Source organism: Neobacillus sp. SAB-20_R2A, from assembly GCF_049568635.1.
Lineage (GTDB): Bacteria > Bacillota > Bacilli > Bacillales > Cytobacillaceae > Neobacillus > Neobacillus citreus.
This window is the reverse complement of sequence record NZ_CP145895.1, coordinates 3655134-3676826: the sequence shown is the minus strand read 5'-3', so window position 1 is coordinate 3676826 and position 21693 is coordinate 3655134. Positions and strand designations below refer to the sequence as shown.

The following is a 21693-nucleotide window of genomic DNA, read 5'->3' as shown; positions in this document are numbered from 1 at the left end:
TATAGGAGTGATTTGATGACCCCAGGCTTTAAAAAGAGAGTTGTTGTCAAAATTGGCAGCAGCTCACTCACAAGCCTTCGCGGTGAAATTAGCCGCAGGAAATTGGAAAAATTGGTGGAAGAAGTCGTGCAATTAAAGGATGCCGGCCACGAGGTGCTGCTTGTTTCATCTGGTGCAGTGGCAGCAGGTTATCGAAAACTGGGTTTTACTGAACCACCGAGCGCGCTACCGGAAAAGCAAGCATCCGCCTCGATTGGCCAGAGCCTATTGATGGAGATCTATTCTGAGCTTTTTCTATCCCACGGCTATGTTGCTTCACAAATTCTTATCACTAGAGAGGATTTATCGGATGAAAACCGTCATAACAATGCTAGAAATACAATCAATGTCCTGCTAAATCGTGGAATTGTTCCAATTATAAATGAAAACGATACGGTGACAGTCAATCGCTTAAAGTTTGGAAATAATGATGTTCTTTCCGCCAAGATAGCAGGACTCATTGATGCCGATATGTTAATTATTCTTTCAGATATCGATGGGATGTATAATGCAGATCCCCGCAAAAAGACGCACGCAGTAAGGCTAGAACACGTTCATGAAATTACCATGAAAATCGAAGAAGCAGCCGGCGGCTCTGGAAGCTCGGTTGGAACAGGCGGAATGAAATCGAAAATCGATGCCTTTAAAATTGCCATGGCATCCGGAATCCTTTCCTTTTTAGGGAAAGCGGGAACTCCCAATATTTTAAAAGATGCCGTCCTGCAAAAAGCAAAGGGGACTTATTTTATCAAACGGGAAATGGTTTCGAAAACGGGCGGTTAATAGAGAACTAAATGTATCTACACTAAAAAAGATGGAGGGATTCGATGGTTCTTTTAAGAGAGGATTCTACAAAAATTGAAATTCAGGCAATCAAGGCAAAAAAAGCGGCCAAAAGACTAAGTATCTTATCGACAGAAGAAAAAAATCAAGCCCTCGCTATGTTAGCAGATCAGCTAGAAGCGAAAGTGGAGGACATATTGAAGGCTAATGAAATCGATATAAAATACGGGAGAATCGAAGGGTATAGCGAGGCCTATTTGGATCGTCTTACATTAACAAGAGAACGAGTTTTTGATTTTACTAGCGGACTTCGTAAAGTCGTCAAGCTTCCAGATCCTGTCGGTGATACCCTTTCTAAGTGGTCACTTGATAATGGACTTCTTGTTAAAAAGGTAAGTGTCCCTTTAGGTGTGATCGGTATGATTTATGAGGCACGGCCGAATGTGACTGTTGATGCAACAGGACTTGCTTTGAAATCAGGAAATGCCATTCTCCTGAAGGGAGGTTCCTCAGCGATTTTTTCAAATAAAGCTATTTTTAAAGTGATTCAGGAAACGCTGGATAAGACGGCAATCCCGAGGGAGGCAGTTCAGTTGATTGAGAGTACGGACCGCACCGCCACTCAGCAGCTGTTTACGATGAAAGAGCACATTGATGTTTTAATTCCAAGAGGCGGGGCTTCGCTCATTTATTCAGTTGCCAATGAAGCGACAGTACCTATCTTAGAAACAGGAGTGGGTAACTGTCACCTATATATTGACAGGGAAGCGGATGTGGAAAAAGCACTGAACATATTGGTGAATGCCAAAACGGATCGACCTGCTGTATGTAACGCGGTGGAAACGGCAATTATCCATCTTGACTGGCTGGAGAACAATAAACTAGCGTTGATTAAAACGTTGAAAAACCACAATATTTCCGTCCATGCTGATAAAAAAGCGGCGGCGGTTATTCCTGGTGCTGAACTGGCAAACGTTGAGGATTGGGCGACAGAATACTTGAGTTTGGATCTCGCCATTAAGACGGTCACAAGTGTGGAAGAAGCGATTGAACATATTGATAAGTATGGAACTAAACACTCGGAAGGTATTATTACTGAAAACTGTAAAACTGCTAAGAAGTTTATGGACTTAGTGGATGCCGCTGCGATATATCATAATGCTTCTACCAGATTTACGGACGGCGGGGCACTTGGGCTTGGGGCGGAAATTGGTATCTCTACCCAAAAGCTCCATGCACGCGGCCCGATGGGGTTGGCTGAATTGACCACGACGAAATATATCATGGCTGGAAATGGCCACATAAGATAAGGAAAAGAAGCTGATTTAAAGGCATATTGCGTGCTTTTAGATCAGCTTCTTTGTGTTTGTTAGCTTGGGCGCATTATGCACTGTAACTGTGATTTGAAAAAATACACCTATAAGGGCATTTATTTTCAAAGGCATCATTCAATTATGACAAAGGAAAAACTCGTGTTGACAAATTGTCAACGTAAATGTATATTTCTAATAGCATTTTTTTCCGAACTGGAGGAACTGTACATAATTTTGTGAAAATTTTTTTTATGTTTTTAATAGTTTCCTATGTTCATACAACGAATTGTAAAAAGGAAGGAAAGCGAAAATGGCGGAACAGAAAATGGATAATCAACTTGGTTTGTTATTGAAGAAATTGTTAAAGGAACGTTCTTTATCCATGCGGAAGCTGAGTGAACTTACTGATATTGACACAGCCACAATCTCCCGGATCATAAATGGTAAACGAAAAGCGCAGCCGGAGCATTTACAAAAATTTGCTGACTATTTAGGGGTTCCCATCTCTGAATTATTTATTGCTGCAGGCTTTGCTGTTGAAGAGAAAAAGGAAATTCAGCAATCTGATATCAATATGTCTGTTGAAAGTATTCATAAGTTACTTGAAGCCTCTAATTTAATAGATTCTGAATTTAGCATAGCAAGTGTTAAACGGCAGTTAGCAAATTATGAACAATATGCACAAACAGAAGAGGGAAAAGAAAGTATTCTCAAAAGCTTTGGTGAAAAGCTTAAAAAAATTGGCAGTTTAGGTCCTTTTATTAGCCAGCTAAAAGATATGTATGAGAGGTTTCGTTTAAATAAGGGAACCCCACGAGAGCTTGCGATTGCTGGAAGTGCACTAATCTATTTCATAGTATCAGTAGATGTTATTCCCGATTACATTTTTCCAGTCGGTTATATTGATGATGCTATGGCCATTCAACTTGTTGCAAATTTACTAACAATTAAGCAATGATCATTAAAGTAAAATAATTTTTCAAAATTAAAATAATCGAGAAGGTGTACTATGGAAAGAATGCAACGAAGGAAAAAACGTGTTAAGTGGACAAGGGTCATTCTTTTAATTTTTCTTTTAATGATTGGGAGTGTTGCTGCTTATGCAACTTATCAATATAAACAAGGAGTTTCACTTGCTGCAGGTGGAAAATTTAAAGATGATACAAAAAGGGCGAAAGCCTTTCAAGGGGAAAATGTGAAATTTGGAAGAATTAATGTGCTCCTATTGGGAAGCGATTCTCGTGGGGAAGAGCATGCCAGAACGGATTCCATTATGATTGCCCACTATGACCAGGATACTCATCAATCTAAGTTGATTTCTATTATGAGAGATACATATGTTAATATTCCTGGTCATGGAAAGCAAAAAATAAACGCAGCATATGCATATGGCGGGCCAGAACTCCTTCGACAAACCATTAAAGAAAACTTTGATATTGATTTAAATTATTACGCTATAGTTGATTTTGAAGGGTTCTCAAAAATTGCCGATATCATTGCACCAGATGGAATCGAAGTGGATGTTCCTTCTAAAATGTCGTATGGAATTGGAACGACAATAGAACCGGGACAACAAACCTTACATGGGGACAAGTTATTAGGATATGTACGTTTTAGACATGATAAATTAAGTGACTTTGGCCGGGTTCAAAGACAACAGGAAGTCATTGGCAAGTTGAAGGATCAAGCTATGAGCGTAGGAAGTATTTTAAAACTACCTAAAATGTTAGGGGTTATAAACCCTTATGTTGATACTAATTTGGATACACCTACTTTATTGTCTTTGGGAAAAGATTTGCTTACTAATCAATCTAATGACATAAAAACAATGCGTATTCCCGTGGATGGGTCGTATACAAATGAGCAATTCAAAAACGTTGGTGCAGTGTTAAGTATCAACCTGGAACAAAATAAGTCTGCTCTAAATGAATTTTTATCATTATAATCATTTTGGATTATTAAGGTAATGAAGGAGTAAAATTAAAAAATTTCCCTTAAAAATGCATGATGGAAAGTGAGCATCTTGCATTTTTTTTTGGAATGTCTCAATTTAATATTTTTTAGGCAGGAGTAACACTATGGATGATAAAGAACTTAATTTAGTAGAGCATCTTAATGAGTTGCGAAAAAGATTAATTATTTCTGCACTTGCTTTCATATTATTTTTTATTTTAGGAATGGTTTATGTCAAAGAAATATATGTTTTTTTTATGGGCAATCTTGATTATAAATTAATGGTTCTCGGGCCAAGCGATATTATCTGGATCTATTTTCACATCGCCACCGTTGTTGCTGTAACTGGAACAATCCCAATAGCTGCATGGCAAACCTGGTTATTTGTAAAACCTGCTTTAAAGCCAGGGGAAAGGAAGGTTACATTAGCGTATATTCCTGCCTTGTTCTTTCTTTTTATTGGAGGGTTGGCATTTGGTTATTTTTTTATTTTTCCAAATGTCATGAACTTTCTTATCAAATTAGGAAATGATATGTTTACAACCTCTTTTACGGCAGATAAATATTTTAGTTTTTTAATAAATATGACTTTACCTTTTGGTGTAGCGTTTGAATTGCCTCTTGTCTCGATGTTTTTAACAACTTTAGGCATTGTGAATCCATATAAATTAGTGAAACTCAGAAAATATGCGTATTTCATTCTGGTTATCATAGCTTCCATGATCTCTCCGCCAGAATTTATATCTCATATTTCCGTAGCAATTCCACTGATTCTAATATATGAGATAAGCGTTTTATTATCCAAAATGGTTTTCAAACGAATGCAAAAAAGAGATAGTGTTCTAGATTTTAATTAAGCAATTGAGCTATTTAACATCTTAAAAAATGGAAAAGTTTTTTTGAAGGAGATCAGGAATGGGTCTCCTTTTATATTTTCGAAGAGTTGATTTCTGATTAACATAATTCAAACCATTCGAATATATAAATACACAAAAGAATGTTTCTAAAGGGCAACTGGATGAACAGCATATCTACAGGAGGAGAAAATGCATTATTTATCTATTTTGCTAATAGGTATTGCGGCAAATTTAGACAATTTGGGCATAAGCGTTTCTTATGGATTAAGGTCAACACGGATTCCTTTTGTTTCAAATTTGATTATTGCTACTGTCTCCATGTTTTGTGCGTATCTTTCCATTATTGCGGGCACATTCGTTACACGGTTTATTTCTATTGGATTGGCCAATTTTGCGGGTGGTTTAATTATTATTTGTATAGGGATAAAATGTATTGTAGACTCCTTCTCATTACAAGAAACACCAAGCAAAGTGAAAGTTGATTCTAATTTTTCACATGTTATCAGTCATCCAGATTTGGCAGATGTTAATGATGATAATGTGATTTCAGTTAAAGAATCGATATTATTAGGATTTGCGTTAGCAATCAATTGTTTAGCAATGGGATTGGGAGCTGGTATTACAGGTCTTTCTCCAGTTTTAACGACATTGTCTATTGGACTATTTTCGGTAGTTTCCATTTGGAGTGGAGTAAAACTTGGAGGTAAGATTTGTGGAATGAACATTGGCAAATACTCTAATTTTGCTGCGGGTATTCTGTTAATAATGATTGGTGTTTACGAAATGATTGTATAAAAACAGATTTAAAAAGAGGGTTGGGGTTTGCCAACCCTCTTTATTATTTCTACTTATCAAAAGCTTTCCATACAAAAAAAAGAGCCGCCGAAGCAGCTCCATTGAAGATTAATTTTTAGAAAGGTTGCTCATTCGTTTACCGTACAAAAGATAAACAACAAACCCCACCAACATCCAAATCACGAAGCGAATCCAAGTAATCGAAGGCAGACTGATAATCAAATAAACCGAAAAACCTATTCCGATAATAGGGACGAATGGAACTAACGGTGTTTTAAATCGTCTTTCCAGGTTAGGCTGTTTGACTCGCAGAACCATAATGGAAGCGCAAATTAGGATAAAGGCGGACAAAGTTCCGATGTTAACTAGTTCAGCAACTTCATTAATGGGGGTTAAACCTGAAACAACTGCGGTTACCGCACCAATAATTAGTGTAGGGCGATAGGGGGTTTTATATTTAGAATGTACTTTTGCGAACCAGTTCGGGAGCAATCCATCCCGGCTCATCGCGAACCATATACGTGAACCGGCAAGCATAAAGGAAAACAGTACCGATAAAATTCCAGTAATGGCGGCCGCAGAAATAATCAAGGTAATCCAATTCAACCCCACTTGACTAAAGGCTTTCGCAATCGGGGCTGCATTCCCTAACGTTTCATATGGAGCCATTCCTGTAATCACGAGGGACATGCCGACATAAAGGCAGAGAGCAATCGTTAAGGACAGGACCACTGCCCGTGGCAAATCGCGCTGCGGGTTTTTCGCTTCTTCTGCAGCAGTCGTTAACGTGTCATATCCGAATACGGCGAAGAATACCAGAGCGGCACCACCCATCACACCGTGAAAACCAAATGGCATAAACGGATGCCAGTTGGCAGTATCAACGTAAAAGCTGCCGACGGCAATGACCACAACCACGATGCTTAATTTGATGATGACCATCAAGTTGTTAAATCGTGCTCCCCATTTCATCCCAATCGTTAGCAGCCCGGCAATGGCTAAACTAATAATCATGGCAATCAGGTCAATTTTATGGCCGGCACCTGTTCCTGGAGCCCCCTGTGCCCATACAGGTACATGAATACCGATTTGCTGTAATATTTCTTGCATATACCCTGACCATCCAATCGCCACTACTGCAATGACCAGGGTATATTCAAGCAATAAATCCCACCCAATCAGCCATGCGGCTCCTTCACCCAAGACAGCGTAGCTATAGGTATAAGCACTGCCTGCGACCGGAATTAAGCCGGCGAATTCCGCATAGCATAATGCCGCTGCCGCACTGGCAAGCCCCGCGATAATAAATGATAAGATAACGGCAGGTCCTGCATGTTCTGCAGCTGCCACTCCAGTCAGAACGAAAATTCCTACACCAATGATTCCCCCTAACCCGATCGCTGTCAGCTGCCATAATCCTAAGATCCGTTGGAGTCCAGTACTATTTGTGCCTTCTTGCTGCAGTTCGCTAATGGACTTCTTTCTCATAAAAGATTTCATTGATTACCTCCATTTCTACCTTAAAAAAGTAACAACCTATTATTTTGATTGAAGTTTTTAAGGTTAATAAAACAACTATGTTTTACAAAATGGGGATATACAAAAGTTGCCTAATACTAATCTGTTTGAAAAAAATGAAGTAAACTTACAAAAGTGTTTTCACGAATACGTAATATTTGTAAAACTTTTATTTGAACCGCTTGTTTTTTGGATGAAAAAGCCTAAAACATGGCAGTAAATGAAAATTCAGATTTGAAATATCTGAATTTTTTAATTATAATAAAAATATAACACTCGACTGTCGACACAAAAATCAAAACGAATTTAAAACTGGAAAAGAGGTGTGCAAATGTTGGAATGCAATCCATTGCAAAAGCCGTTACCTTATTATCAACAAATTCAACAATCGATAAAAGAAAGCATCTTCAATGGTACGTATAAACCTGGCGATCGCTTGTATGAAGCACAAATTGCGACGTTTTATAATACTAGCCGCAGTCCGGTTAGGGAAGCGATTCGGGCACTGGTAATTGAGGGGCTGCTAGTAATGGATCAAAAGTCACAAATATCCGTCTACAAACCAAATTTACAGGATGTACGAGATATTTACGAATGCAGGATTTCCCTTGAATCCACTGCTGTTGAACTGACAGCGGAACGAGCAACAGAGGAGCAGCTGCAGGAGTTGGAAAAAACGTTAGAAGAAACAGAGCAAGCGATAAATGAAGATAAGCCTGAAACTATAGTAGAGTGTAATGCCCATTTCCACGAACAAATTATCCAGTATAGCGGGAATACAAGATTAAAGATGCTTGTAGAGGGTTTAAATGGCTTAATCCATTATTACCGTGTTTTAAACATCCAAGGCGAAGACCGCGCATATGAGATTTTAAAAGGACATAGGGATATTTACCTGGCGATTAAAGAGAGAAATCCAAAAAGAGCAGTTGATAGATTGAGAGAGCATACGCAAGAGGATCTAAAAAACATCGTTCATGTAATTGAACAATTTGAGGAGAGATAATTTTTGCGAATCGTTCATGTTGATCAAGTCATTGAAACCGTTGCCAAGCTTTGCTGGGAGGCCTGCTATTACCTTCCTGAAGATGTATTAGCAGGATTTAGAAGGGCTGAGAAGACAGAAGCATCGCCGATTGGGAAAACAATCTTGCAGCAGCTTCTGGAAAATGCGGAAGAAGCTAAGGTGAATCACATGCCTTATTGTCATGATACTGGGATGGCCGTTGTGTTTGTAGAGGTAGGCCAAGATGTCCATATTACAGGCGGGAACTATTTGGATGCAATTCAAGAAGGTGTGCGCACCGGATATCGAGAGGGTTATCTGAGAAAATCAGTTGTTGGGGACCCGCTCGTTCGCGTGAATACTGGGGATAATACACCGGCTGTTGTACATACTGACATTGTTCCCGGAGACCAGATTAAATTCACGGTCCTCCCTAAAGGAGGGGGCAGTGAAAATATGAGTGCGATGAAATTCTTGCTTCCTGGTGAAGGGATGCAAGGGGTTAAAAATTTTGTTTTACAAACGATTAAAGACGCAGGCGGGAAGGCCTGTCCGCCTGTCGTTGTCGGAGTGGGCATTGGCGGAAGCTTTGATAAAGTAACCTCACTGGCAAAACATGCCGTTTTAAGGGAAATCGGTGTTCATCATCATGAACCCCATATTGCGCAGCTGGAAAAAGAACTCCTTGAGGAAATTAACAACACAGGAATAGGGCCGCAAGGGTTAGGCGGGACTAGTACGGCGCTATGGGTGCCAATTGAAACCTATGCCTGTCATATTACTGCCCTGCCGGTTGCGGTAAATATTCAATGTCATGCTGCCCGTAAAAAGACGGCTGTACTCTAGGAGGGGAAGAGTGAGATGGCAGAATATCGGTTAAAAACACCTTTAACAGATGATGATATTCAAAACCTGCAAATAGGTGATCAAGTCTTCTTAACAGGGACCATCTATATGGCCCGCGACGCCGCCCATAAAAGAATGGTAGACCTGCTTGAAGCAGGCCAGTCTTTACCAGTTGATTTAAGGGGCGAAGTCATTTTCTATGCTGGTCCATGTCCGCCAAAACCGGGGCAAATTATTGGGCCAGTGGCTCCGACAACAGCTTATCGGATGGATCCTTATGCTCCTGCGATGTATGAATATGGTGTAAAAGGAACGATTGGTAAGGGGCCAAGAAGAGAAATGGTCAAAGAAGCCTGTAAGCAATATGGCGCCATTTCCTTTGCTGCCGTCGGCGGGCTCTCCACGATTTTAAGTAGACGGGTAACAGCAGTTGAGGTAGTGGCCTATGAGGATTTAGGGCCAGAAGCAATCAGACGGCTTGAGGTAGAAGATTTCCCTTTGCTTGTTGCCTATGATGCTCACGGTCAAGATTTATATGAGCAGGAAATAGCCAAGTATGAAAACTACAATAAAAATGCGAATAAGGAAGTAGGTATATAATATGAAGAAACTAGAAATTGCCGTTATCCCAGGGGATGGAATTGGGAAAGAAGTAGTGCCTGTTGCGACAAAAGTTTTGGATACAATAGCCGAAATACATGGCGGTTTAAAATTTGAATACAAAGAGTTTCCATGGAGCTGTGATTATTACTTAGAGCATGGAAAAATGATGCCAGATAACGGACTAGATATCTTGAAAAACTTTGATGCTATTTTCCTGGGGGCAATTGGAAACCCTCAGGTTGTTGCAGATCATGTTTCTTTATGGGGTTTATTAATTAAGATTCGAAGAGAATTTGAGCAATCGATTAATATTCGCCCAGCCAAATTTTTTAAAGGATTGAAATCACCTTTAGTTAATCCAAATGACTTTGATTTAATCGTTGTCAGGGAAAATAGTGAGGGTGAATATAGTGAAGTTGGCGGAAGGATCCATCAAGGGGAAGATGAAGTCGCCATCCAAAATGCGGTTTTCACTAGAAAAGGTACGGAACGGGCAATGCGCTATGCATTTGAATTGGCGAAACAGAGAAGAGGCCATGTCACATCCGCGACAAAGTCAAACGGGATTGTCCATTCGATGCCGTTTTGGGATGAGGTGTTTAATGACGTCAAAACAGATTACGCGGATATTCAGACGGCTTCCTATCATATCGATGCGTTAGCTGCGTTTTTCGTGACAAGACCGCAAATTTTTGACGTAATCGTTGCAAGTAACTTATTCGGGGATATTTTAACGGATATCGGTGGAGCGATCATGGGAAGTATCGGGATTGCGCCTGCAGCAAATATTAATTTAAATGGAAAGTATCCTTCCATGTTTGAGCCTGTACACGGTTCTGCCCCAGATATTTATGGTAAAGGAATCGCGAATCCAATTGGACAGGTGTGGACAGCAAAGATGATGCTAGATCACTTTGGCGAGCAGGAGCTGGGCCAAAAGCTTCTGGATGCTATCGAAGATGTTACCAACGACGGAATTAAAACTCCAGATATTGGCGGCACATCCTCTACCAATGAGGTTGGAGAAGCTATTTGCAGCCGGTTGAAAGAGGTTTGCTCGGTATCTTAAATGATCGTAGTTAAAATAAGAGAGGCTGCTCAAATTGATGTTTGAGCAGCCTCTTTTTTGTTCGTCTTGACCTTTTATGAGGACAGATTGAGCTTAGAGAGAATGGAAATTGTCCGCATGGCGGCTTCATGAGGACAGATTAAGTTTTTAGAAAATCCGGATTTGTCCTTATGACCGCTTCATGGAACGAAAAAACCCCTAATCTATAAAAAACTAATAGATTAGGGGCTTGCAATACTATTATTTATTCTTACTCTCTGCATCCTTAATGATATCTTCGCCGATTTTCTTAGCCCATTCATCATAGACTGGCTGAAGTTCTTTCTTAAATGCTTCAATTTCAGCTGGTGAAAGCTCATTAATCTTGGTTTGGCCGCGGTCCTTTAGTTTTTTCAATGCATCTTCATTTAATTTTGCTGCAGAATCACGGGCAACCTTTGTTCCTGCTTCAACACCTTTTTGAACAATTTCCTTCGTTTTTTCATTCAGGCTATCCCAGAATTTCGTATTGGTTAATAAAGCGTAGTCCACTCGAGTATGACCCATTACAGTTGTATACTTCTGCACTTCGTCGAATTTCTTTGATTCGATATTACTAAAAGTGTTTTCTTCGCCATCAACCGTACCTTGCTGGAGGGCAGTGTAAAGCTCGTTGAATGGAATGGATACGGAACCAGCATTAAGCTTGCCGTAAATTTCTTCGAGCAACTGTCCGCCTTGAGTCCGAATCTTTAAGCCTTTTAAGTCTTCCGGTTTCGAAATGGCTTTCTTGTTATTTGTCATGTGTTTAGCACCGTTTGGCCACATGGCAAGACCATGCACGCCGTCCTTTTCTAAACGTTTAAAGATTTCTTGTCCTTTTTCTCCATCCCAGAAAGCTTCTGCAGCTGCATCATCTTTAAACAAGAAAGGCATTGCAGGGACGTTAAAGCCAGGGTCGTTACCAACCATCTTGGACATGTCTGGAATAATGAATTGAACGTTATTGGCTACTAAGTTCTGATATTCGTCTTTATCACCAAATAGCTGGCTGTTAGGATAAACCTGAACCTTGATTTTACCGCCGGATTCTTTTTCAATATATTCCTTCATGGCAAGGGCACCGGCTTGCTTAGGTGTGTTCTCTGCCACAACGTGGGAGATTTTAATCGTCAATTCTTGAATGTCATCACCAGATTTGGCCTTTTCACCGCCGGATGAACTGCTGCTTGTTTCTTTTGAGGAAGAGCCGCAGGCTGCGAGGCTAAATACCAACAGAAGTGTTACTGCTACTACTAATAGTTTCTGAATCTTTTTCATTTGATTTCCCCCTTAATAAATAACTTGATACAAATTGATAGATTTCTGTATGGTCCGCATCCTTATCTAGTGCAACACTTGCTTCATGGAATCTGTCAAACACAAGCTGCGGCAGATTTGTCGCCGCCTCCGCATTTAAAAATAGCCCATTCGCCATTTCTAGATCTTTTCTTAACAGCTCCAGACTAAACCCGGAATCAAAACTTTCCGTTAAGATAAAGGATGGGAATTTATACTCTGTTGAACCGCTCCGGCCTGTACTATGATTAAATACATGAATCGCTTTCTCCGGTTCCACATCAAATCTCTGGAGCAATTGAACGGCCTCACAGCTTGCTAATAGATGAGTAGCAGAAAGATAGTTATTAATGGCCTTGATTAAGTGACCGCTTCCAATTGGACCAACATGAAAGAGGTTACTGCCCATCGAACCTAGCAAACGCTTACATCTAGTAAATGATTCCACTGGTCCTCCGATCATGATGGTTAACTGAGCAGTGACTGCCTTCTTGACCCCGCCGCTGACGGGGGCGTCGATAAATTCAATATTTTTTTCTGTTAATTTTTTAAAATTCTTTCTCGTTTCATCAGGGTAGGAGCTGCTCATATCAATGATGACTAATGGTTCTTGGTGAGTGTGTTGATCTGAAGAGTAAAGGTCAATAATTTGGTCTATGACTTGATTTACGATCTTAGATGAAGGAAGCATAAGAATGATACTTTGTACATTGTGAATCCAATCAGTAACATAGCCCGGTTTCCCGCCATAGCTCTGGAATTCATGGATAGCGGCTTCGTTAACATCACTGCCGTAAACAGTAAATCCGCTAATTAATAGGTTTTTTGCCATAGGCAAGCCCATTTTACCAAGCCCGATAAAACCTATTTTCTGAATCATGAAGGAAAAACTCCTTCAAGCTCTTTATGTAAAGAGCCAATCCGCGGGTGAGCACGTCCGCTCGTGGTAACGACAGCGGCAATGACAATTTCATCGTTCCGAGGTGCATCAGGGATCCTAGTTTCAAACGTCATGTGATGGCTGCGAATCTTTGCATCCATTTTGTGTTTAATCGCTAGGTCTAGACTGCTGCCAGCGGCACCTCTTTTCTCGGCAGAAGGAAGGAGCGTTTCAGCATTTCCACATTGAGAACGAAATGGATTTCCAAACGTTAGGGTATGGATAATGGCAGATCCGTGTTCGATTTCTCCATCAAGTCCAACTAGTGCACCTTTTCCATAGCCTTCGACTTCATCACCTGTGACGCCTAAAGCTTCCATTGCCTTCTTTGGCAAAAGTTCACCGAGCTGTTCAGAACAGGCTTTGATGAGCGGAAGAAGATCCTCTACATATTTGCCGGCATAAGGATTCTTAATGACGGCTAGGGCAGCAGCGACCCGAACGGGCTTATCCGCTTTTTTGAAACCTTCTATAAAGGTCTCCTCCGAGATGGTCACAATTTTTCTAATTTCTAATTCCATCTTCAACCTCCTCATTATAATGGATTTTGGATACAATCTACGCTCGAGTTGTCTCAACAAATGCTGATAATTCCACTATAACAAAAACAATAAATGTTGTGAATACACAAAAAATAGAAAATAAATAAAATTTTCTGTTTATTTTTTGAAAACTATCTTGTATATTTTAAATTAAGGTCCAGTTGTATATTGGATACAATCTACGGTATAAGGAGTTGATTTTTATGAAGAAACTCTTTAAATGGCTTGATCACATCGAAGAAGGTTTGGCAGGAGTGCTATTTATTGGAGGAGTAGTCGTAAGTTTGTACGGAGTTTTTACAAGATATGTTCTTAATGCACCGGAATCATGGATTACGGAAATATTTGAATTTCTACTTACGTGGTCCATATTTATCGGTTTTGGGCTGGCGTTGAAGGATAACCGGCACATCCAAGTAGAATTATTATTTGACGTACTTCCGAAGGGTCTAAAAAGAATAGTTGCAACGATTAGTAATCTAATCGGCGGTGGATTTTCCTTCTACCTTGCTTATTCTTCCATTGAATTAATAACGCTATCAAAAGAACAAGGAATTAAAACAATTGATGTTGGGATTCCGATTTGGATTTCATATCTGGTTCTCCCAATCGGAATGGGACTTCTCGGGTTCTACTTTTTTGTAAAGGCTTACAGAGCGGCGAGAGGTGATCATAGAGAGCTGATCGGCGAGATTGAACAGTTATATGAATCAATGCAAAATGCTGATGGAAAATCAGGGGAGAAAGGGGTAGGAGCATGAATCCAGTTTTAATGCTGTTTTTACTTTTTGCAGTACTGTGCTTATTACGCGTACCAATCGCCATCAGTTTGGGATTATCAAGTGTCATCGCTTTATCAATGGCGGATTTTACCCTTTACACCGTTATCCAGAAAATGTTTAATTCCTTAAACTCAGCCACCTTAATGGCCATTCCTGGTTTTGTATTCGCCGGAATTATTATGTCAAAAGGCGGTATCTCACATTATTTAATTGAGGCATTGAAATCATGGGTTGGGCATATCCGCGGAGGGTTGGCTGTTATCACCATCCTTGCTTGTATGATCTTTGCCGCCATTTCAGGTTCTAGCCCGGCAACCGCAGCGGCTGTTGGAAGTATTATGATTCCTGCGATGGTGGAAGCAGGTTATGGTAAAAGATATGCAATGGGGCTTGTAGCCGCATCAGGTACGCTGGGAATTCTGATTCCACCTTCGATTCCATTAATCATTTATGGCACGGTTGCTGAAGAATCAATTGGAAAACTATTCTCAGCTGGAATTGTCCCAGGATTACTGTTAGGTGGAATTCTATTAATCTCTGCAATTATTCATGCTAGAGTTCATAACTTTGGTAAATTGCCAAAACAGTCAATGGAGGAAAGATGGAGAAAGACTGCAAAAGCTTCTTGGGGCTTTTTGCTGCCAGTCCTTATTCTCGGGGGAATCTATTCAGGTGCTGTCACACCAACTGAGGCTGCCTTTGTATCATGTTTCTATGGATTATTCGTTTCTGTCTTTATTTACAAAGAACTGCCATTTCCTAAATTTAGAGAAGTCCTGAAGGAATCTATTAATATTACGTCGATGATTTTTCTAGTTATTGCATCGGCAATGATCTTCGGTATGTTCCTAACTACGGAACAGGTACCACAGGCATTCGCGACATGGATTGAAACAAGTACATCAAATAAATGGATCTTTATGATTGGTGTCAACATTATGTTCTTTATTTTGGGGATGTTCCTTGAATCCGTTGCCATCATTTTAATTACACTGCCAATTTTATTACCAGTACTGGCATTATTCGATATTAATGTCATCCATTTTGCAATTATTATGACCATAAATATGGAGTTGGCGATGATTTCACCGCCTGTAGGGCTAAATCTATTCGTCGTCAGTGGGATCACCAGGGAAAAGGTCGGAGAAGTCGTCAAAGGGGTGTTGCCATTCTTTGCTCTGATGGTTCTAGCACTTGCCATCGTTATTATTTTCCCACAGGTAGCATTGGTTTTGGCGAAATAGCCTGATTTCCAAGAAAAGAGGATCTGCTTACTCATATGTCAGGGTAAGCTGTTCTTTTTCTGTGTATCCAATATCCTAAAGGAAGGAGTTCATGGAATTGAGGCGATCCTATTTATTTGTTCCTGCAACCGCCACCAGAATGTTTGAAAAAGCGCTGGCAAGTGCTGCTGATTGTGTCATTTTTGATTTAGAGGATGCCGTAGCGATCTCTGAAAAACAAGAGGCAAGAGAACGTGCGAAACATTTTCTACTAAACAACCAGCCGGAGAAAGATGTGTTGATCAGAATCAACGATATGACAACGTATTTTTGGCGGGACGATTTAGAAGCAGCTATTGAAGCAGGGGCCAGCGGGGTCATGGTACCGAAGGCTGAAAGCGCCATTAGTATGAAGACGTTATGCGAAACAGCTCTAAATAGTCTCGAAAGACAGAAAAGAGATCTTCATTCCTTTGCCGTTATCCCGTTAATTGAAACCGCAAGAGGGATTCAATTTGCCTATGATATTGCATCCGCCCATTATTTGGTTAAAAGATTAGCATTTGGTTCCATTGATTATTCCTTGGATGTCGATTGCGAACTAACGGATGAGGGGACAGAATTGCTCTTTGCCAGGTCGCAGGTGGTAACTGCTTCAAAAGCGGCGGGGATTGGCAGTCCGATCGATTCGGTATACCCTGATCTAGCAAATGAGGCGGGGTTAATTAATGAGTCGCAGAGAGCGAGGCGGCTTGGGTTCAAGGCAAAGCTTGCCATCCACCCTAAGCAATTGCCGCCTATTCATGAAATTTTCTCCCCAAGCAAAAAGGAAATGGAAGCGGCTTTAGAAATTGTCAATGCCTTTGAAGCCGCAGAGCAGCAAGGGATTGCCTCAATTGCGGTCGGGAATAAGCTGGTGGATTATCCGGTTTATAAAAAAGCGAAAGCGTTATTAGAGTCAGTAATTTTATAAGAGAAAAATGATGGAGGAACCACAAATGGTAACCGAAAAACTAGCCTTACATATTACCAATACTTCTTACGAGGATTTTAATGAAAATGCGATCAGAGAAGCGAAAAGAAGTCTATTAAACTGGCTTGGAGTGGCGATTGGCGCGGCCAACCATGAATCGATGGATATGGTGCTTAACGTATCAAAACTCACAGACAGTCAGCCGCAAGCAACTGTACTGGGAAGAAATGAAAAAGTCGATATCCTGTTTGCGAGCCTATTAAATGGGATGTCTTCGCATATCTTTGATTTTGACGATACCTTACTAGAAACTGTTTTACATCCGTCGGCACCTGTTTTTCCAGCGATCCTCGCATATGCCGAGCAGCAAAAGAAAACCGGGAAGGATGTTCTTGAAGCGTTTATCATTGGCTGCGAGGTCGAAGCAAGACTTGCCTTAAGTGTCTATCCATCTCATTACTGGCGCGGCTGGCATATTACCGGCAGTGTGGGCGGAATTGGGGCCGCTGCAGCGATTTGTAAGCTGATGGGCTTAGATATTGAAAAAACGATTTATGCTCTGGGAATTGCAGCAACCGATCCAACTGGGTTACGCGAAATGTTTGGCACGATGACAAAGCCTTATCACCCGGGAAAAGCGGCAATGAATGGGTTATTAGCAGCACTTGTGGGCGCTCAAGGTTTTACCGCCTCCAAAAAACCTCTTGAAGCCGAGCGTGGATTCCTGAATGTCTTATCTGAAGAGAATAAAGCAGAGCTCATTACCGAACAATGGGGCGAAAAATGGGAAGTAGAGAAAAACAGCTACAAGCCTTTTGCCAGCGGAATCGTTACCCATCCAGCCATTGATGCCATTATAACAATCCAAAAGGAGCATAAACTGCAAGCAGAAGAAGTGGAGTCAATCGTTATCACGGCCCATCCACTTGTGAAAGAACTGACTGGCAAAACGGCCATTACGACAGGGCTGGAAGGAAAGTTCAGTGTCTATCACTGTGTCGCAGCCGGGTTCTTTAACCTGAAGGCAGGCGTCTATGAATTCACAGATGAATATGTCAACGACCCTTCTGTAAAAAATCTTCGTGACAAAATAACGCTTGTTATCGATGAGAAGATAAAAGAAGATCAGGTCCACTTAACTGTTAAGTTAACAGATGGCCGGGAAATCTCTCTTTTTGTTGAACACGCGATTGGAAGCGCGGATACTCCAATGACAGATGAGCAAATCAAAGAGAAATTCGTGGATGTTACAGGAGAAGTCATCTGTTTGGTGGCAAAAAATGAACTCATTGACCTGATCGACCGCTTTGAAGAGGTCGAGGATTTGACTTCGTTCTTCCAGCTCTGCCAGCCAAAAGAGACCGCCAATCAATACTAAACATATCACCGAGGGAACAGCGGTTAGGTTCCTAAGGTGATTATGTATTTCTTTAGAAAAAAGGAGAGAATTATGGCTTTCCCAAATACAAGGGTGAAAGTAAATGTTGTAGCGAAGCCTAAGCAAAGGTCTTCTCTAGAAGTAAAAAAAATCATCCTATTGCTGCTTGGAATCGCGTTGATGGCGGGAGTCTATTTCATCCTTCCCGCCAACTATACAGGATCAGCCCGAATGATGCTGTCATGTTTGGTACTAAGTGTGTTTTATTGGACGTTTGAGCCGATCCCGATTGGCTTAACGGCGGTTATTTTATTAATCTTAATGCTCGTATTCGGAGTAGTCACTACTGATGTCGTCTATAGTGGATTTGCTTCACCCGCTGTATTTCTGATCATTGGCGGGATGATGCTGGCAAAAGGGGTCAATGATACGACACTGACCAAAAGAATTGCCTATCTTTTCTTATCAAAATGGGGAGGTACGGCTAAAGGGCTCTTGGCGAGCATTTTAATGATTCCGCAAATCCAATCTTTTTTTATCCCAGCCGCTGCAGTTCGGGCACAGCTGATGCTTCCGATTGCAACAATGTCTCTTGATACCATCGGGGAAAAGGCAAAAGGGAATCTTAGAAAAATGATTCTTCTTGGCGTGGCGTTTGGCGGGACAGTCAGTGGTACTGCGGTGATGACGGCTGCGATTGGGAATATTTTAACGGTTGAATTATTAAAAGAGTTTGTTGGGATTAAAATCACCTATATTCAGTGGTTTACCTACACCTTCCCAATTTGGCTCATCATGATCCCAATCCTATGGATAACACTATTGAAAAGCTTCCCCTTAACAGAAGAAGAGAAACACTTTCCGCATGTACAACAAGAATTGGAAAATAAGCTGGAGGAATTAGGGAGGTTAAATGTTGAGGAGAAAAAGTGTTTAGCCATCCTATTCATTATCGTGGCATTATGGTTTACCGAGCCCCTGCATGGGCTGCACCCCAGTGTGCCTGCACTGATTGGGGTGGTGTTAATGGCCTTACCGGGAATCGGCTTCACCAGTTGGGGCAATTTAGTAAAAATCAATTTTGATACCGTCCTGCTGATGGGGGTAACATTATCTCTAGGCTACGCTTTCAATAAGTCGGGAGCAGCCAAGCTGATTGGAGAAAGCTTAAGTTCTGATTGGATTCTTTACTTTCTCCACTCACCGGTTGTCGCCGTCATCACGATTCTGGTGATTACCCATATCCTTCATTTAGCTGTTGCAAATGTTTCAACGGCAGTCGTCACCCTTGTCCCGATATTTATTGGCTTATCCACCAAAGCCGGGGCAGATCCTGTGCTGATTTGTTTGACAGCCTCTATAGCTTGTTTACATGGATATATTCTTGTTGTAGAAGCCACGCCAAATATCATTGTCCATAGCTCCGGACGGATTCAGCAAAAGGAGTTCATCATGCCGGGTTTGTGGTTAACGGGTCTAATGAGTGTCGTTGTGCTTCTAATTGCGGTTACTTGGTGGAACTGGCTTGGACTACTTTAAGAAAATTTATGATAAATTTGCAAATCTATAGACAATTTATATTGGATTCTGTATCCTATTTTAAAATAGCGTTAATGAGAGGTACTTAAACATGCTTGAAAAAAATCAGCTTATGATAGAAAACAGGGATACATTGCATTTAAAAGTATGTAATATTATTCGCGAAGCCATTTTAAAAGGAGAGTTAAAACCAGGCCAACGCCTTAAACAATCGGATCTTGCCGATGCGATGGGTGTCAGCCGGATGCCAATCCGGGAAGCGCTGCAAAAACTTGAAGCGGAGGGACTGATCAAGCTTGAGCCGCATAAAGGGGCAGTGGTGAAGGCGATTGAAGTAGGGGATATAGAAGAGATTTATGCACTTCGGACGGAATTGGAAAAAATGGCTGTATACCAAAGTGTGGAGCATTTAACGGATGAAGACCATCAGCAATTGACGACCTTGGTAGAGCAAATGGAAACGAGCGAAGATGTGGATGAATTTATCCGTTACAATATTGAATTTCATCGTCTATTAATGAAGTGGAGCAGCTGGGAGCGGCTCAATTCCTTTATTAGCACCTTATGGAATGGTCTGCCGCAGCAAACTCCTCATATTTTAAAAGGTCAAAAAGAAACATCGAATGTAGAGCACAGAAGTATCTTAAATGCCGTATTAAACAGAGATAAGGAAACGGCAGCAAATCTCGTTTCCAACCATATTTCGCGAACCGGCAATATGTTAGTGAAGAGATTAAAAGAAGAGGGAAAAAAATAGTTCTCTCTTTTTTTGATAAAATTGTATCCAATATCCAAAATAAGAATGTGAGGGAAGTAAAATGACATTATCAAAAAGATTAGCTGAATATGAGTGCCAAACGAGTTTTGAAGATTTACCTGAACATGTCGTGGAGTTTACGAAAATCTGTATCCTTGATTGGTATGGCTCTGCCATCGCTGGAAAAGACATGCCGCCAATTCAAGCGGTGAAGGAACTTGTCGAAGAATGGGGTGGTCATGAACAAGCCAGTCTCGTCACGGGAGGAAAATCCTCACTAGGCAATGCAGTGTTGGTCAATGCTGCCTCCAGCCATATTGTGGAGCTCGACGATATTCATAAATCTTCGATTATTCATGCCGGTACCGTGGTCATTCCGGCCGCCGTTGCCGCAGCAGAAGCCTATGACCTTAGCGGCAAAGAATTGATTACGGCAGTGGCCGTTGGCTATGAAGTGTGTTACCGAATTGGCGAGGCTGTATCGCCATCGCACTATTATTTTTGGCATAATACCGCCACATGCGGCACATTTGGCTCCGCCGCTGCGGTAGCGAAGCTAGTAAACTTAAATGTGGAGCAAACGATGCATGCCCTCGGAAATGCCGGCAGCCAAGCGGCAGGACTGTGGGAATTTATCGAAGATGGAGCCAACACAAAACAATTGCACACTGCTAAAGCAGCCTACAACGGGACACTCGCCGCCCTGCTTGCCAAAAAGAACTTCACGGGAGCAACAAAAATTTTAGAGGGAAAAAGAGGGTTCTTTGATGCGATGGCTGAATCGGCAGACCCATCGAAAATCACGAAGAATCTCGGACATGAATGGAAGATCATCGAGAACAGCTTTAAGATCCATGCATCATGTCGCCATACCCATCCAGCCATCGATTGTATCCTCGACATCATGAATGAACATTCCATTGCGTATCAACAGATAGATAGAATCACGATTAAGACCTATCAAACCGTCCTGAATATTACCGACAAACCAAACCCTGACAGTATCTACGCCTGTAAATTCAGCAGTCAGTTTTGCGCTGCCCTGGCCGCAGTAAAGGGCTCCGCTTCGTTACGGGATTTTACGAATGATAGCTTACAAGATTCCGAGATTTTAAATCTTTTGGAAAAAGTAGACGTAGTCGTCGATGCCTATTATGAGGAAGCCTATCCGGAAAAATGGGGCGCTAAAGTCGAAATTGCTCTTACAAACGGGAAGATTTTTGAACAAGCAACCGATTATCCAAAGGGCGACCCTGAAAAAATGGCCACAAAAGAGGAACTAATTCAGAAGTTTATCATGATGACTGCTGAAAAGTTAGAACATCCTGAAAAAGAGGTCGAAGCGATTTTTAAATTAGATTCAATCAGCACGAGGGAATGGCTAAGGAAACAGGAAATCAGCCATTTACAGCAGTAATGGAGGATATCACTATTTCATATCGAACTTATAATTGGGAGTG

The 21693-nt window shown here is 41.1% G+C and carries 20 protein-coding genes and 1 pseudogene; 17 read left to right on the top strand and 4 right to left on the bottom strand.

Translation table 11 applies throughout. The annotated features are described in order from the left end of the window. Positions 1-15: 15 nt before the first annotated feature. The 6 genes and pseudogenes from proB to ytaF form a co-directional block, all read left to right on the top strand. A pseudogene (gene proB / locus V5M37_RS17745) lies at positions 16-786 on the top strand (glutamate 5-kinase); the annotation flags it as partial. Positions 787-866: 80 nt separating this feature from the next. Continuing rightward, on the top strand, positions 867-2132 hold the full coding sequence (locus V5M37_RS17740; protein WP_423798495.1) for a glutamate-5-semialdehyde dehydrogenase: 1266 nt from the start codon (positions 867-869) through the stop codon (positions 2130-2132). Positions 2133-2445: 313 nt separating this feature from the next. Then, positions 2446-3093: a helix-turn-helix domain-containing protein gene (locus V5M37_RS17735; RefSeq protein WP_423798494.1), complete on the top strand. Its 648-nt coding sequence runs from the start codon at positions 2446-2448 to the stop codon at positions 3091-3093. Positions 3094-3144: 51 nt separating this feature from the next. Then, positions 3145-4080: an LCP family protein gene (locus tag V5M37_RS17730; RefSeq protein ID WP_423798493.1), complete on the top strand. Its 936-nt coding sequence runs from the start codon at positions 3145-3147 to the stop codon at positions 4078-4080. A gap of 133 nt (positions 4081-4213) precedes the next feature. Continuing rightward, a complete protein-coding gene (tatC, locus tag V5M37_RS17725) occupies positions 4214-4945 on the top strand; it encodes a twin-arginine translocase subunit TatC (RefSeq protein ID WP_423798492.1) in 732 nt (243 codons plus the stop codon). A 189-nt stretch (positions 4946-5134) separates the two neighbouring features. Continuing rightward, a complete protein-coding gene (ytaF, locus tag V5M37_RS17720; protein ID WP_423798491.1) occupies positions 5135-5740 on the top strand; it encodes a sporulation membrane protein YtaF in 606 nt (201 codons plus the stop codon). Between the two features lie 108 nt (positions 5741-5848). Here the strand turns inward: ytaF and V5M37_RS17715 are convergent, their stop codons facing one another. After that, a complete protein-coding gene (locus V5M37_RS17715; RefSeq protein WP_423798490.1) occupies positions 5849-7240 on the bottom strand; it encodes an amino acid permease in 1392 nt (463 codons plus the stop codon). A gap of 349 nt (positions 7241-7589) precedes the next feature. On the opposite strand from V5M37_RS17715, the gene V5M37_RS17710 reads away from it, so the two are divergent. From V5M37_RS17710 to V5M37_RS17695, 4 genes are read left to right on the top strand one after another with little or no spacing between them, the layout of a single operon-like run. Then, a complete protein-coding gene (locus V5M37_RS17710; RefSeq protein WP_423798489.1) occupies positions 7590-8264 on the top strand; it encodes a GntR family transcriptional regulator in 675 nt (224 codons plus the stop codon). Positions 8265-8267: 3 nt separating this feature from the next. Beyond that, a complete protein-coding gene (locus V5M37_RS17705; protein ID WP_423798488.1) occupies positions 8268-9110 on the top strand; it encodes a fumarate hydratase in 843 nt (280 codons plus the stop codon). Between the two features lie 15 nt (positions 9111-9125). Further along, a complete protein-coding gene (locus tag V5M37_RS17700; protein ID WP_423798487.1) occupies positions 9126-9710 on the top strand; it encodes a FumA C-terminus/TtdB family hydratase beta subunit in 585 nt (194 codons plus the stop codon). 1 nt (position 9711) lies between these two features. Next, entirely contained in the window at positions 9712-10782 is a 1071-nt protein-coding gene (locus V5M37_RS17695; RefSeq protein ID WP_423798486.1) for a tartrate dehydrogenase, read from the top strand. 240 nt (positions 10783-11022) lie between these two features. Here V5M37_RS17695 and V5M37_RS17690 read toward each other — a convergent pair whose 3' ends face one another. The 3 genes from V5M37_RS17690 to V5M37_RS17680 are packed head-to-tail and all read right to left on the bottom strand — an operon-like array spanning position 11023 to position 13560. Continuing rightward, positions 11023-12081, bottom strand: coding sequence for a DctP family TRAP transporter solute-binding subunit (locus V5M37_RS17690; RefSeq protein WP_423798485.1), 1059 nt, complete (start codon positions 12079-12081; stop codon positions 11023-11025). Then, positions 12026-12979 (bottom strand): NAD(P)-dependent oxidoreductase, encoded by a 954-nt coding sequence (locus V5M37_RS17685; protein WP_423798484.1) that lies wholly within the window; start codon positions 12977-12979, stop codon positions 12026-12028. Before V5M37_RS17685 ends, V5M37_RS17690 begins: the two co-directional genes overlap by 56 nt. Then, complete coding sequence (locus V5M37_RS17680) at positions 12976-13560, bottom strand: amino acid synthesis family protein (RefSeq protein ID WP_423798483.1); 585 nt, start codon at positions 13558-13560, stop codon at positions 12976-12978. The genes V5M37_RS17685 and V5M37_RS17680 overlap by 4 nt, the downstream gene beginning before the upstream one ends. 224 nt (positions 13561-13784) lie before the next feature. On the opposite strand from V5M37_RS17680, the gene V5M37_RS17675 reads away from it, so the two are divergent. The 7 genes from V5M37_RS17675 to V5M37_RS17645 all read left to right on the top strand — a co-directional run bounded on the left by V5M37_RS17675 (position 13785) and on the right by V5M37_RS17645 (position 21650). Further along, positions 13785-14342, top strand: coding sequence for a TRAP transporter small permease (locus tag V5M37_RS17675; RefSeq protein ID WP_423798482.1), 558 nt, complete (start codon positions 13785-13787; stop codon positions 14340-14342). After that, on the top strand, positions 14339-15607 hold the full coding sequence (locus V5M37_RS17670; RefSeq protein ID WP_423798481.1) for a TRAP transporter large permease: 1269 nt from the start codon (positions 14339-14341) through the stop codon (positions 15605-15607). Before V5M37_RS17675 ends, V5M37_RS17670 begins: the two co-directional genes overlap by 4 nt. Positions 15608-15698: 91 nt before the next feature. Further along, positions 15699-16559, top strand: a complete 861-nt coding sequence (locus tag V5M37_RS17665) for an HpcH/HpaI aldolase/citrate lyase family protein (protein WP_423798480.1) — start codon at positions 15699-15701, stop codon at positions 16557-16559. A 25-nt stretch (positions 16560-16584) separates the two neighbouring features. After that, entirely contained in the window at positions 16585-17937 is a 1353-nt protein-coding gene (locus V5M37_RS17660; RefSeq protein WP_423798479.1) for an MmgE/PrpD family protein, read from the top strand. A 72-nt stretch (positions 17938-18009) separates the two neighbouring features. Then, positions 18010-19476, top strand: a complete 1467-nt coding sequence (locus V5M37_RS17655) for an SLC13 family permease (protein WP_423798478.1) — start codon at positions 18010-18012, stop codon at positions 19474-19476. Positions 19477-19567: 91 nt separating this feature from the next. Beyond that, the gene (locus tag V5M37_RS17650) at positions 19568-20233 is read left to right on the top strand and encodes a GntR family transcriptional regulator (RefSeq protein ID WP_423798477.1); all 666 of its coding nucleotides are present in this window, start codon (positions 19568-19570) and stop codon (positions 20231-20233) included. Between the two features lie 61 nt (positions 20234-20294). After that, positions 20295-21650 (top strand): MmgE/PrpD family protein, encoded by a 1356-nt coding sequence (locus V5M37_RS17645; RefSeq protein ID WP_423798476.1) that lies wholly within the window; start codon positions 20295-20297, stop codon positions 21648-21650. The last annotated feature ends 43 nt before the right edge of the window (positions 21651-21693 follow it).

Bases quoted from the DNA above. Each gene is read 5' to 3' on its own strand.
- V5M37_RS17740 (WP_423798495.1), top strand. From the start codon at position 867: ATGGTTCTTTTAAGAGAGGATTCTACAAAAATTGAAATTCAGGCAATC.
- V5M37_RS17735 (WP_423798494.1), top strand. From the start codon at position 2,446: ATGGCGGAACAGAAAATGGATAATCAACTTGGTTTGTTATTGAAGAAA.
- V5M37_RS17730 (WP_423798493.1), top strand. From the start codon at position 3,145: ATGGAAAGAATGCAACGAAGGAAAAAACGTGTTAAGTGGACAAGGGTC.
- tatC (WP_423798492.1), top strand. From the start codon at position 4,214: ATGGATGATAAAGAACTTAATTTAGTAGAGCATCTTAATGAGTTGCGA.
- ytaF (WP_423798491.1), top strand. From the start codon at position 5,135: ATGCATTATTTATCTATTTTGCTAATAGGTATTGCGGCAAATTTAGAC.
- V5M37_RS17715 (WP_423798490.1), bottom strand. From the start codon at position 7,240: ATGAAATCTTTTATGAGAAAGAAGTCCATTAGCGAACTGCAGCAAGAA.
- V5M37_RS17710 (WP_423798489.1), top strand. From the start codon at position 7,590: ATGTTGGAATGCAATCCATTGCAAAAGCCGTTACCTTATTATCAACAA.
- V5M37_RS17700 (WP_423798487.1), top strand. From the start codon at position 9,126: ATGGCAGAATATCGGTTAAAAACACCTTTAACAGATGATGATATTCAA.
- V5M37_RS17695 (WP_423798486.1), top strand. From the start codon at position 9,712: ATGAAGAAACTAGAAATTGCCGTTATCCCAGGGGATGGAATTGGGAAA.
- V5M37_RS17690 (WP_423798485.1), bottom strand. From the start codon at position 12,081: ATGAAAAAGATTCAGAAACTATTAGTAGTAGCAGTAACACTTCTGTTG.
- V5M37_RS17685 (WP_423798484.1), bottom strand. From the start codon at position 12,979: ATGATTCAGAAAATAGGTTTTATCGGGCTTGGTAAAATGGGCTTGCCT.
- V5M37_RS17680 (WP_423798483.1), bottom strand. From the start codon at position 13,560: ATGGAATTAGAAATTAGAAAAATTGTGACCATCTCGGAGGAGACCTTT.
- V5M37_RS17675 (WP_423798482.1), top strand. From the start codon at position 13,785: ATGAAGAAACTCTTTAAATGGCTTGATCACATCGAAGAAGGTTTGGCA.
- V5M37_RS17670 (WP_423798481.1), top strand. From the start codon at position 14,339: ATGAATCCAGTTTTAATGCTGTTTTTACTTTTTGCAGTACTGTGCTTA.
- V5M37_RS17665 (WP_423798480.1), top strand. From the start codon at position 15,699: ATGGAATTGAGGCGATCCTATTTATTTGTTCCTGCAACCGCCACCAGA.
- V5M37_RS17660 (WP_423798479.1), top strand. From the start codon at position 16,585: ATGGTAACCGAAAAACTAGCCTTACATATTACCAATACTTCTTACGAG.
- V5M37_RS17655 (WP_423798478.1), top strand. From the start codon at position 18,010: ATGGCTTTCCCAAATACAAGGGTGAAAGTAAATGTTGTAGCGAAGCCT.
- V5M37_RS17650 (WP_423798477.1), top strand. From the start codon at position 19,568: ATGCTTGAAAAAAATCAGCTTATGATAGAAAACAGGGATACATTGCAT.
- V5M37_RS17645 (WP_423798476.1), top strand. From the start codon at position 20,295: ATGACATTATCAAAAAGATTAGCTGAATATGAGTGCCAAACGAGTTTT.